General features: G+C 70.8%; 11 protein-coding genes. 2 read left to right on the top strand and 9 right to left on the bottom strand.

Going from position 1 to position 11,660, the window contains the following annotated elements; all coding sequences use genetic code 11:
• The coding region (locus HMPREF0731_RS09310; RefSeq protein WP_007003848.1) for a septal ring lytic transglycosylase RlpA family protein at positions 1 to 339 on the top strand (339 nt) is incomplete at its 5' end.
• Positions 340 to 372: 33 nt separating this feature from the next.
• Here HMPREF0731_RS09310 and thrC read toward each other — a convergent pair.
• Positions 373 to 1,782, bottom strand: coding sequence for a threonine synthase (gene thrC, locus HMPREF0731_RS09305; protein ID WP_007003847.1), 1,410 nt, complete (start codon positions 1,780 to 1,782; stop codon positions 373 to 375).
• Positions 1,783 to 1,879: 97 nt separating this feature from the next.
• Between thrC and HMPREF0731_RS09300 the strand changes: the two genes are divergently transcribed.
• A complete protein-coding gene (locus tag HMPREF0731_RS09300; RefSeq protein WP_007003846.1) occupies positions 1,880 to 3,667 on the top strand; it encodes a S9 family peptidase in 1,788 nt (595 codons plus the stop codon).
• Positions 3,668 to 3,731: 64 nt separating this feature from the next.
• Here the strand turns inward: HMPREF0731_RS09300 and HMPREF0731_RS09295 are convergent, their stop codons facing one another.
• The 8 genes from HMPREF0731_RS09295 to HMPREF0731_RS09260 all read right to left on the bottom strand — a co-directional run bounded on the left by HMPREF0731_RS09295 (position 3,732) and on the right by HMPREF0731_RS09260 (position 11,644).
• Positions 3,732 to 4,193, bottom strand: a complete 462-nt coding sequence (locus HMPREF0731_RS09295; RefSeq protein WP_007003845.1) for a RidA family protein — start codon at positions 4,191 to 4,193, stop codon at positions 3,732 to 3,734.
• A gap of 13 nt (positions 4,194 to 4,206) precedes the next feature.
• A complete protein-coding gene (locus tag HMPREF0731_RS09290) occupies positions 4,207 to 5,265 on the bottom strand; it encodes an alanine racemase (RefSeq protein WP_007003844.1) in 1,059 nt (352 codons plus the stop codon).
• Positions 5,266 to 5,349: 84 nt separating this feature from the next.
• Entirely contained in the window at positions 5,350 to 6,525 is a 1,176-nt protein-coding gene (locus tag HMPREF0731_RS09285; RefSeq protein WP_007003843.1) for an endo-1,4-beta-xylanase, read from the bottom strand.
• Between the two features lie 192 nt (positions 6,526 to 6,717).
• Positions 6,718 to 7,131, bottom strand: a complete 414-nt coding sequence (gene atpC, locus HMPREF0731_RS09280; RefSeq protein WP_007003842.1) for an ATP synthase F1 subunit epsilon — start codon at positions 7,129 to 7,131, stop codon at positions 6,718 to 6,720.
• 28 nt (positions 7,132 to 7,159) lie between these two features.
• On the bottom strand, positions 7,160 to 8,590 hold the full coding sequence (atpD, locus tag HMPREF0731_RS09275; RefSeq protein WP_211207916.1) for a F0F1 ATP synthase subunit beta: 1,431 nt from the start codon (positions 8,588 to 8,590) through the stop codon (positions 7,160 to 7,162).
• Between the two features lie 17 nt (positions 8,591 to 8,607).
• Positions 8,608 to 9,504: a F0F1 ATP synthase subunit gamma gene (locus HMPREF0731_RS09270; RefSeq protein WP_007003840.1), complete on the bottom strand. Its 897-nt coding sequence runs from the start codon at positions 9,502 to 9,504 to the stop codon at positions 8,608 to 8,610.
• 21 nt (positions 9,505 to 9,525) lie between these two features.
• Complete coding sequence (gene atpA / locus HMPREF0731_RS09265) at positions 9,526 to 11,061, bottom strand: F0F1 ATP synthase subunit alpha (protein WP_007003839.1); 1,536 nt, start codon at positions 11,059 to 11,061, stop codon at positions 9,526 to 9,528.
• A 1-nt stretch (position 11,062) separates the two neighbouring features.
• Positions 11,063 to 11,644, bottom strand: a complete 582-nt coding sequence (locus tag HMPREF0731_RS09260; protein ID WP_007003838.1) for a F0F1 ATP synthase subunit delta — start codon at positions 11,642 to 11,644, stop codon at positions 11,063 to 11,065.
• Between the last annotated feature and the right edge of the window lie 16 nt (positions 11,645 to 11,660).

Genomic DNA, 11,660 nt, shown 5'->3' with positions numbered 1-11,660 from the left:
CGCCGCCAGGCCGAGGCGCCGCGCGCCGGGCAGCGGCGGGTGATCCGCGGCCGCGCCTCCTACTACGCCAACCGCTTCCACGGGCGGCGCATGGCCAATGGCCGGCGCTTCGACCGCCACGCCCATACGGCGGCCAGCCGCACCCTGCCGCTGGGCAGCCGGGCGCGGGTGCGCAACCTGGAGAATGGCCGCAGCGCCACCGTGACCATCACCGATCGCGGGCCGCATCTGCGGAGCCGGGTGATCGACCTCAGCCCGGCCACCGCCGCGCAGCTCGGCATGCTGCGCCAGGGTCTGGCGCGGGTCGAGGTGATTCCCCTCAGCGGCGGCGAGGGTTGAGGCGGGGGCAGGCCCCCGCCCCGTCAGGCCCGGTCAGGCCGTGACGTTGCGCCGCACATGGGCGCGCACCGCCGCCTCGATCTCCTCCAGCCCGCCGGAGAGCACGCTGTAGCGCTCCCGCCGCTCATAGAGATCGGCCAGCCGCGCCGGCAGCGGCGGGCGGAAGCCGGTCGCCTGCTCCACCGCGTCGGGGAACTTGGCCGGATGCGCCGTGGCGGCGACGATCACCGGGATGCCCGGATCCTGCGGCGCGTGGGCGCGCGCGGCGGCGGTGCCGATCGCCGTGTGCGGGTCGGCCAGATAGGCGCTCTCCCGGTGCAGGCGGCGGATCTCCTCCAGGATGCCGTCATCCGACAGGGCGAAGCCATGGAAGGTCTCGGTCGCCTTGCGCCAGGCGGCATCCGGCACCGGCATGCGACCCTCGGCACGGAAGCGCTGCATGATCTCGGCGGTGGCGCGGGCGTCGCGCCCCAGCAGCTCGAACAGCAGCCGCTCGAAATTGGACGAGACCTGGATGTCCATGCTGGGCGAGAGCGAGGGCTCCACCTTCTGCATCGACATGTCGTTGCCGGCGAGGAAGCGGGCCAGGATGTCGTTGCGGTTGGCGCCGATGATCAGCCGCTCGATCGGCAGGCCCATGCGCCGCGCCACCCAGGCGGCCAGCACATTGCCGAAATTGCCCGTGGGGACCGAGACGGCGACCGGCCGGTCCGGCGCGCCCAGCGCCAGCGCGGCATAGACGTAATACGGCACCTGCGCCGCGATGCGCGCCCAGTTGATCGAGTTGACGGCCGACAGCCGCATCTCCTGCCGGAAGGGCGCGTCGTTGAACATCGCCTTCACCAGATCCTGGCAATCGTCGAAGCTGCCCTGGACGGCGATGTTGTGGATGTTGGGCGACAGCACCGTGGTCATCTGCCGGCGCTGCACCTCGCTGGTGCGGCCCTCGGGATGCAGGATCACCACGTCGATGGCGGCGCGGTCGGCACAGGCCTCGATGGCGGCCGAGCCGGTGTCGCCCGAGGTGGCGCCGACGATCGTCACCCGCTCGCCCCGCTTGGTCAGCACATGGTCGAAGAGCTGGCCGAGCAGCTGCATCGCCATGTCCTTGAAGGCCAGCGTCGGCCCGTGGAACAGCTCCAGCGAGAAGGTCCGCGGGTCGAGCTGCACCAGCGGCGCCGTCGCCGCATGGCCGAAGCCGGCATAGGCGCGGCCGGTCAGCTGGCGCATCGTCTCCAGCGGGATGGTCTCCCCCGCGAACAGCGTCATCAGCCGTGCCGACAGCTCGGCATAGGGCAGGCCGCGCAGGGCCCGCCATTCGGCGGCCGAGAGCAGCGGCCAGGTTTCGGGCAGGAAGAGGCCGCCATCCTCGGCCAGACCGGCCAGCAGGACGCCCTCGAAATCGCGTGCGGGGGCCTGGCCCCTGGTCGAGACATAGCGCATGGTGGCCGGAGATTAGGCGCAGCCGCGCCGCCGCGCCATGCCATGCGGCGCGGGGCAGCCCCTTGGCGGCCGGTGATTTCGGGTCCATCCCTTGCGCATGAGCCAGGACGACGCCGCCGCGCTCCTTGAGCGCCTGCTGACCACCCCCGCCTCCACCCTCCCCGCCTTCGCCGGGGATGGCAGGCTGTATGTGCTGCACGATGCCGGCGGCTCCGCCCAGGTCTGGGAGGTGCCGCCCGGCGGCGGCGCTCCCCGCCAGCGCACCCGCCACGCCGATGCGGTGGCCTTCGTCGCCGGCCTGCCCGATGGCGGCGCCATCTTCGGCCGCGACGGCGCCGGCGATGAGCGCATCCAGCTCTACCACCTGCCGCCCGCGGGCGAGGCGCGGCCGCTGACCGAGGCGCCCAACGTCATCCATGGCTGGGGCGCCCTCTCCCCCGACGGCAGCCGAATCGCCTACACCGCCAATGCCCGCCACCCGGCGCACACCGATGCCTGGGTGATGGACCTCTCCACCGGCACTGCAAGCTGCGTGGCCGAGGTGGAAGGCCCGCATGAGCTGCTGGCCTGGGCGCCCGATGGCCAATCCCTGCTTCTCGCCACCGCGCCGCGCACCTTCGAATCGACCCTGCTGCGCGTGGCGCTCGACGGCGCCGCGCCGCCCGCCGACATCACCCCGCATGACGGCGACGCCCGCCACCTGAACCCGCGCTGGAAGCGCGACGGCAGCGCCTTCTGGCTGCTGACCGACCGCGACAGCGATTTCTTGTCGGTCGCCATCCAGGCGCCCGGCGAGGCGCCGCGCCCGCTCTACGCGCCCCCCTTCGATGTCGAGAAGCTGGAACCCTCCCCCGACCAGTCCCTGCTGGCCGTGGTGGTGAACGAGGGCGGCTATTCGCGCCTGCGCCTGCTGGATGCCGCGACCGGCGCCGTGGTGCAGGAGCCCATCCACCCCGAGGGCGTCATCACCAAGCTGAGCTGGTCGCCCGATGGCGCCTCGCTGGCCTTCGACCTGATGGGCTTCCGCTTCCCCTCCTCCATCTGGCTGGCCCGGCCGGGTGTGGCCGCCGCCACGCCGCTCGACGCCGCGCCGCCGCCGCCCGGCCTGCACAGCTGGACCACCATCGCCTTCCCCACCCATGACGGGCGGCAGATTCCGGGCTTCCTGGCCCTCCCCTCGGGCGAGCGCCCGGAAAAGGGCTGGCCCGTGCTGGTCTGGGTGCATGGCGGCCCGGCCATGCAGGCCCTACCCAACTGGCGGCCCGACCTGCAGGCCTTCCTGGCGCTGGGCATCGCCGTGCTGGTGCCGAATGTGCGCGGCTCCACCGGCTATGGCCGCGCCTATGCCGCGCTGGACGACCGCGAGAAGCGCCTCGACAGCGTCGCCGACCTCGCCGCCGCCCATGCCTGGCTGGCCGCCCATCCATCCCTGGATGGCCGCCGCATCGGCATCATGGGGCAGAGCTATGGCGGCTGGATGGTGCTGGCCGCCACCACCGAGTACCCGGACCTCTGGGCCTGCGGCGTCGATTTCTACGGCATCGCCAGCTGGAAGACCTTCTTCCAGAAGACCGGCCCCTGGCGCATCGGCCACCGCGCCGCCGAATATGGCGACCCGGTGCGGGATGCCGCGCTGCTGGAACGCCTCTCGCCGCTGAACCGGGCGGAGCGCATCGCCTGCCCGCTGCTGGTGGCCCAGGGCCTGACCGACCCGCGCGTGCCGCCCTATGAGAGCGAGCAGATCGTGGACGCGCTCAAACAGCGGAGAATTCCGGTGGAGTACCTGACCTTCCCCGATGAAGGCCACGGCTTCACCAAGCGCGCCAACCGGCGGCGCGTCTACAACGCGGTGCTGGGCTTCTTCGAACAGCACCTCAAGAACTGAAAGAAAAGTCCGGGGCGCTGCCCCGGGCCCCGCCGGGGTGGCAGGGCCACCCCGGACCCCGCCTTCAGTCCAGAATACGAATCACCGCCTCGATCTCGACCGGCACGTCGGACGGCAGCGAGCCCATGCCGATGGCCGAACGCGCATGCCGGCCGCGCTCGCCCAGCACCGCCACCAGCAGGTCGGAACAGGCATCGATCACCTTGGGCTGCTGGCCGAATTCCGGCACGGCATTGACCATGCCAAACAGCTTCAGGAACTCGACCTTCTCCAGCGAGCCCGCCGCCTCCCGCGCGATGGCCAGCAGATGCAGCCCGCACAGCTCGGCCGCCTGGCGCGCCTCCTCCACCGACAGCGCGGCACCCACCTTGCCCACGGTCAGCGAACCATCCGCATGCCGCGGCACCTGGCCGGACAGATAGGCCACATCCCCCGCGCGGCGGAACGGCACATAATTGAACAGCGGCTTGCCCACCGCCGGCAGGCTCAGCCCCAGCGCCGCCAGGCGGCTCTCGGATTCGCTCATATTCTCTCTCCCCTTACTGGCTGCGGCCGCGCGCGGCGACGTCCTGGAACCCCTGGAACTGCCCGCCCTTCACCAGGGCCACACGGTCATGCAGATTGCTCACCGGGCAGACATGGTTCGGCACCACCCGCAGCACCTCGCCGATCTCGGGGCGGCGGGCGCAGGCGGAGAGATCCACCATGCCGTGCTCCTCGCTGAAGCGCTCCAGCTTCGCCTCCGGATAGTCGGGGAAGTAGCCATAGCCCTCCGCCATGCCCGCCGGCATGACATCGGCGGCAAAGGTCTTGGACCCGCCATCGATCACGGCGCGATGCGCCTCCGGCCGGCTGATCACCGTGACATGCAGGTGCAGCGCGCAATCGGCCCATGTCGCGTGGCCGGCGGCCACCGTCATGCGGTCATTGTAGATGTAGGTGCCGACACGCAGCTCGGTGATCGGCGCCGCCGCATGCGCCTCGAACGCCTTCGGCGTGCCGCCGCCGGAGATCACCGCGGGCTCCAGCCCCTCCGCCTTCAGCCGCGGCAGCGCCGCGTCGAGGAAGGCGCGCGCCTTGGGGCCGAGCGGATAGGTCATCACCCCGTCGAAGCGCAGCCCCGGCGTGGCGCGGGCGGCGCGGGCCAGCTCCAGCAGCTCCTCGATAGTCATCACGCCGGTGCGGGCGGTGCCGCTGTCGAACTCCACCAGGATGCCGATCTCGGCCCCCGAGAGCCGCGCCGCCTCGGCGACCGTCGCCAGCGATTGCGCGTTGTCGAGGCCGACCCGGAAGCGGGCGCGCGGCGCCAGCTTCGCCAGCCTTGCCGCCTTGGCCGCGCCCAGCAGCGGGTAGGACATCAGGATGTCGTCGATCCCGGCCTCGACCATCACCTCGGCCTCGCCCAGCTTCTGGCAGGTGATGCCGCGCGCGCCGAGCTCCACCTGCCGCCGCGCCAGCGCCGGCAGCTTGTGGGTCTTGATATGCGGCCGCAGCGCGATGCCATGGCTGTCGCAATAGGCCTGCATGCGCGCCAGATTGGCCTCGACCACGTCGAGATCGATCACCGGCACGGGGGTTTCGAGGGAGGCGAGGTCCATGGGGTCTCCGGCGCTGGACAGATGGCCGCCGAGCAAACACCCAAAGCCGCCCGGGCAAAAGCCCGCCCGCCCGAAAAACCCGGCTTAGCCGCCGCCGCGGAAGGCGCGGGCCAGCGCGTGCCACATCGGCTTGCGCTGCCAGGTCTCGTCCAGCGGCAGGCCGCGATGCGAACGGTCGGGCCCCAGCGCCACGGCGGGGTCGGAGACCAGCCAGGAATACTTGTCCGACAGTCCCCAGGTCAGGAAGCTGCGCACCCCGCCCTCCAGCGCCGTCGCGGTGAAGGCATAGACCCGCTCGGCCACCAGCGCGTCGCGCGCGGCGATCTCGGTGGGCGCGTCGCGCGTCTCGCGGATGTCCATCTCGGTCACCAGCACGGCCAGGCCCATCTGCCGCAGCTCGGCCAGGAAGGCGGCGAAGGGGGCGGGCGTGAAGGGCCGGTGCAGTTGCAGATGCGCCTGGATGCCCACCGCATCCAGCGGCACGTTGCGCTCCAGCAGGCCGCGCAGCAGGGCAAGGAAGCGCCGGCGCTTCTCGGCGGCATCGGGCGTGTCCTCCTCGATGCCGTATTCATTGATGGTCAGGCGCAGCGTGCGGTCGCGCTGGCGCGCCATGCGCAGCGCCATGTCGATATAGGAAGGGCCAAGCGCGCGCAGCCAGGGCGTGTCGCGCAGCGCGCTGTCGCCGGCATGCGGCACGTCGCTGCCGGGCGGGTTGGCGATCACCTCGTTCACCACGTCCCAGTCGCGGATCTGCTCGCGGGTGTGGGAGAGGATGCGGTCGAAATGCGCCTCCATCAGCGCCTGGGCGCGCGCCGGCCCCTCGCCCAAAGCGGCGGTCAGCCAGTCCGGCATGGCGATGTGCCAGAGCAGCGCATGGCCGCGCACCACCCGGCCGCGCTGCCGCGCCCAGCCCAGGATGGCGTCCAGCGGCCTGGTGTCGAACTTGCCTTCCTCGGGCTGCAGCGCCGCCCATTTGCCTTCCCATTCGGGCACCAGCAGCGCCGCCTCGGTGTCGAAGGCCGCGCCATAGGCGGGGTCGGTGGCGAGCAGATTGCTCTGCATGGCGGCGCCGAAGCTGATGCCGCGCTCCCGCGCCAGCGTGCCCAGGCCGGGTGACGCGGCATCCTGGGCCGCGCCGCGCTGCGGCCACAGCGCCGGCAGGGCGAGCCCGGCGCCGGCCAGCCCGGCCCCCGCCGCCGCCCCGGCCAGCCAATGCCGGCGCGTCAGCGCCCCGCCCACGGGAAAGACCCGCTTGCCCATGCCCTGCCCCCTCTGCCCACCGCCTGATAACCCGACAGCGTGGCCAGGGACGCGCGGTTGCATCGCTCGTGATCGATGTTGCGGTGCCGTAGCAGCCCGGACCGCGCCGCGCCACGAAAAACGCCGCCCGCGGTCTCCCACGGGCGGCGTCGTTCGAAGCTCATGCTGCCGCGCCCGGAAGCGCGGCGACCGTCAGGCGGCCTCGGCGGCCTGCGCCATCTCGCGCAGCGCCAGCAGGCGGTCCATCGCCGCCTCGCGCTCCTCCGGCGTGGCGGAGGCGGCGCTGTCATAGGCGGCCTCAGCCTCGCGGACGCGGCCCGCCGCCTCGGCGCGCGACAGTTCGGCGACCGGGGTCGCCTCATCCGCCAGCACGGTGACGCGGGTCGGCGTGATCTCCGCGAAGCCGCCCATGACGAACAGCCTCTCGGTGACCGCGCCCTTCTCCTGCACGCGGATGACGCCGCCCTTGAGGGCCACGATCATCGGCGCCATGCCGGGCAGCACGCCCATCTCGCCTTCCGCCGCCGGGATGATCGCCATCTCGACGGGGCGGGAGAGGAGCAGCTTCTCCGGGCTGACCAGTTCCAGATCGAAGGTCGCGCTCATGCTCCCCGGACTCCCTCTCTGCTGGTGATCAGGCCGCGGCCTTGAGGGTCTCGGCCTTCTTCACCGCGTCCTCGATGGTGCCGACCATGTAGAAGGCGGCCTCGGGCAGGTGGTCGTAATCGCCGCGGCAGATGGCGGCGAAGGAGCGCACCGTGTCCTCGATCTTCACGAACACGCCCGGCGTGCCGGTGAACACCTCGGCGACGTGGAAGGGCTGGGACAGGAAGCGCTGCAGCTTGCGCGCGCGCGCAACCACCAGCTTGTCCTCCTCCGACAGCTCGTCCATGCCCAGGATGGCGATGATGTCCTGCAGCGACTTGTAGGTCTGCAGGATGCGCTGCACCTCGCGGGCGGTCTTGTAGTGCTCCTCGCCGATGATCCGCGGGTCGAGCGCGCGGGACGTGGAGTCCAGCGGGTCGACGGCCGGGAAGATCGCCTGCTCCGCGATGGAGCGCGACAGCACGGTCGTCGCGTCCAGGTGGGCGAAGGAGGTGGCGGGCGCCGGGTCGGTCAGGTCGTCGGCGGGCACGTAGATGGCCTGCACCGAGGTGATCGAACCCTTCTTGGTCGAGGTGATGCGCTCCTGCAGCGCGCCCATGTCGGTGGCCAGCGTCGGCTGGTAGCCCACCGCCGACGGGATGCGGCCCAGCAGCGCCGACACCTCGGCACCCGCCTGGGTGAACCGGAAGATGTTGTCGATGAAGAACAGCACGTCCTGGCCCTGCTCATCGCGGAAGTATTCCGCCATGGACAGGCCCGAGAGGGCGACGCGGGCGCGCGCACCCGGCGGCTCGTTCATCTGGCCATAGACCAGCGCCACCTTGGAGCCCTCGGTGGAGCCGTTCTCGCCGAGCTTGATCACGCCGGCATCGACCATCTCGTGGTAGAGGTCGTTGCCCTCGCGGGTGCGCTCGCCGACGCCGGCGAAGACGGACACGCCGCCATGGCCCTTGGCGATGTTGTTGATCAGCTCCTGGATGGTGACGGTCTTGCCGACGCCGGCGCCGCCGAACAGGCCGATCTTGCCGCCCTTCAGGTAGGGGGCGAGCAGGTCCACCACCTTGATGCCGGTGACCAGGATCTCGGCCGCGGTGGCTTGGTCCTCGAAGGCCGGCGCCTCGCGGTGGATGGTGTAGGTCTTGGCGTGCGGCACCGGGCCGCGCTCGTCGATCGGCTCGCCGATGACGTTCAGGATGCGGCCCAGCGTGCCCTCGCCCACCGGCACGGCGATGCCGGCGCCGGTGTCGACCACCTCGGCGCCGCGGACCAGACCGTCGGTCGTGTCCATGGCGATGGTGCGGACGGTGCGCTCACCGAGGTGCTGCGCGACCTCGAGCACCAGGGTGCGCTCGCCGATCTTGACCTGCAGCGCGTTCTGGATGCCCGGCAGTTCGGAGGGGAACTGCACGTCCACGACGGCGCCCAGGACCTGGGTGACCTTGCCAACATTGTTCTTCATGGCGGTGCTCATTCCCCTCAGATGGCCTCGGCCCCGGAGATGATCTCGATCAGCTCCTTGGTGATGTTGGCCTGGCGGGTCCGGTTATAGGTCAGGGTCAGCTTGTTGATCATGTCGCCCGCGTTGCGGGTGGCGCTGTCCATCGCGTTCATCTGGCTGCCGAAGAAGCCGGCGGCGTTCTCCAGCAGGGCGCGATAGACCTGGATCGCCAGGTTCTTCGGCAGGATCTGGGCCAGGATGGTGGCCTCGTCCGGCTCGTACTCGTACCAGGGCTGCGCCTGCGCGCCGTCGCCGGCCGGGGCCGTGGCGTCGACCGCCGGCAGCTCGGCCGGGATCAGCTGCTGCGCGCTCGGCACCTGGCTGATCACGCTGCGGAAGCGGTTGTAGATCAGCGTGCAGACGTCGAACTCGCCGGCCTCCAGCATGCCGGTGACGCGGGCGGCGATCTCGCTCGCATCCTCGAAGCCGATGCGCTTCTTGCCCTGGAAGCTGATCTCGCCGACGATCCGCGAGCCGAACTCACGCTTCAGGTAGGTGGCGCCCTTGCGGCCGACGGTCAGGATCTTGACCGTCTTGCCCTGGGCCTCCAGCTCGCGCACCCGGCTGCGGGCGAAGCGGCCCACATTGGTGTTGAACGGGCCGGCCAGGCCGCGGTCGCCGGTGACGACGACCAGCAGGTGCACCTGGTCCGCGCCGGTGCCGACCAGCAGCTTCGGCGCGTCCGGATTGCCGGCCACCGCCTGGCCGAGCGAGGCCAGCATCCGGGCCATGCGCTCCGCATAGGGGCGCGCGGCCTCGGCCTGGGACTGGGCGCGGCGGAGCTTCGCCGCCGCGACCATCTTCATCGCCTGGGTGATCTTCCGGGTCGACTTGACGCTGTTGATGCGCCCCCGGAGTTCCTTAAGGTTGGCCATGGAAGTCTCCCTGGCCTTGCCTCAGGCCGCGAAGGACTTGGCGAAGTTGTCCATGAAGGACACCAGCTTCGCCTCGTTCTCCTTGGTGATCTCCTTCTTGTCGCGGACGCTGTCCAGGATCTCCGGCGCATTGGCCTTGATCGAGGCGAGCAGCTGCGTTTCGAAGGCGCCGACCTTGGAGACCTCGATCCGGTCCAGGTAGCCGCGCACGCCGGCGAAGAGCGAGATCACCTGCTCCTCGACGGGGACCGGCTTGAACTGCGGCTGCTTCAGCAGCTCGGTCAGCCGGGCGCCGCGCGCCAGCAGCGCCTGGGTGGAGGCGTCGAGGTCGGAGGCGAACTGGGCGAAGGCCGCCATCTCGCGGTACTGCGCCAGCTCCAGCTTGATCTTGCCGGCGACCTGCTTCATCGCCTTGATCTGGGCGGCGGAGCCGACGCGGGAGACCGAGAGGCCGACATTCACGGCGGGGCGGATGCCCTTGAAGAACAGCTCGGTCTCCAGGAAGATCTGGCCGTCCGTGATCGAGATGACGTTGGTCGGGATGTAGGCCGACACGTCGCCCGCCTGCGTCTCGATGACCGGCAGCGCGGTCAGCGAACCGGCGCCCTGCTCGTCATTCATCTTCGCCGCGCGCTCGAGCAGGCGGGAGTGCAGGTAGAACACGTCGCCCGGATAGGCCTCGCGGCCCGGCGGACGGCGCAGCAGCAGCGACATCTGGCGGTAGGCGACGGCCTGCTTCGACAGGTCGTCGTAGAAGATGACCGCGTGCTTGCCGCTGTCGCGGAAGTACTCGCCCATGGCGCAGCCGGTGTAGGGCGCCAGGTACTGCATCGGCGCCGGGTCGGAGGCCGTGGCGGCGACGATGATCGAGTATTCCAGCGCGCCGTTCTCCTCCAGCGTGCGCACGAGCTGCGCGACGGTGGAGCGCTTCTGGCCGATGGCGACGTAGATGCAATAAAGCTTCTTGCTCTCGTCGGTGCCGGCGTTGATCGGCTTCTGGTTCAGGATGGTGTCGACGATGACCGCGGTCTTACCCGTCTGGCGGTCGCCGATCACCAGCTCGCGCTGGCCGCGGCCGATCGGGATCAGGGCGTCGATCGCCTTGATGCCGGTCTGCATCGGCTCGTGCACGGACTTGCGCGGGATGATGCCCGGGGCCTTCACCTCGACCAGGGCGGGCGAGACGTTGGTCAGCGGGCCCTTGCCGTCGATCGGGTTGCCGAGGCCATCGACCACGCGGCCGAGCAGGCCCGGGCCCACCGGCACGGAGACGATGTCGCGGGTGCGGGAGACGGTGTCGCCCTCACGGATGGACCGGTCGTCACCGAAGATCACGACGCCGACATTGTCGGTCTCGAGGTTCAGCGCCATGCCCTTGAGGCCGGCGGAGGGGAACTCCACCAGCTCGCCGGCCATGACATTCTGCAGGCCGTAGACGCGGGCAATGCCGTCGCCCACGGTCAGCACGGTGCCGACCTCGGCAACATTCGCTTCGGCGTCAAAGCCGGCGATCTGCTGCTTCAGGATCTCCGAGATCTCGGCGGGACGGATCTCCATATCAGGCGGCCCCCTTCATGGCGTACTGCAGGCGCTGCAGCTTGGACTTGATCGAGCTGTCGTAGAGGCGGGACCCGAGGCGCACCACCAGGCCACCCAGCAGGGTGGGGTCGATGCGCTCGACCAGCTTCACGTTGGAATAACCGGCTTCCGTCAGCCGCGCGGCGAGCTGCGCGCGCTGCGTGTCGGTCAGCGGATGGGCGGTGGCGACCTCGGCGGTCTGCTGGCCGCGCTGCTCGGCGAGCAGCGCGCCGAAAGCGTTCACCACCTGCGGCAGCGCCGACAGGCGGCGATTGGCGATCAGCACGCCCACCAGGTTGCGCACATCGCCGGACACGCCGGCGCGCTCCAGCACGGCGAAGGCGCCGCGCTGCTGCGCGCTGCTGTCCAGGCGCGGGTCGTGGATGAAGGCGCGGAAGGCGGCGTCCTCGGCCAGCAGCGCGCCCAGCTTCTCCAGCTCGGCGGCAACGGCGTCGACCGTCTTCTTGTCCTTGGCCAGTTCCAGCAGCGCCAGCGCGTAGCGCTGGGCCAGGCCGGAGGGTTGGGTCGCGTTCGGCGAGACGTTGGTCGCTTCGGAGGCCACGGAGGATCCCGTTCTC

The organism is Pseudoroseomonas cervicalis ATCC 49957, from assembly GCF_000164635.1.
Lineage (GTDB): Bacteria > Pseudomonadota > Alphaproteobacteria > Acetobacterales > Acetobacteraceae > Pseudoroseomonas > Pseudoroseomonas cervicalis.
Note: the sequence above shows the minus strand (reverse complement) of the source record. Positions and strands in the feature narration are given on the sequence as shown.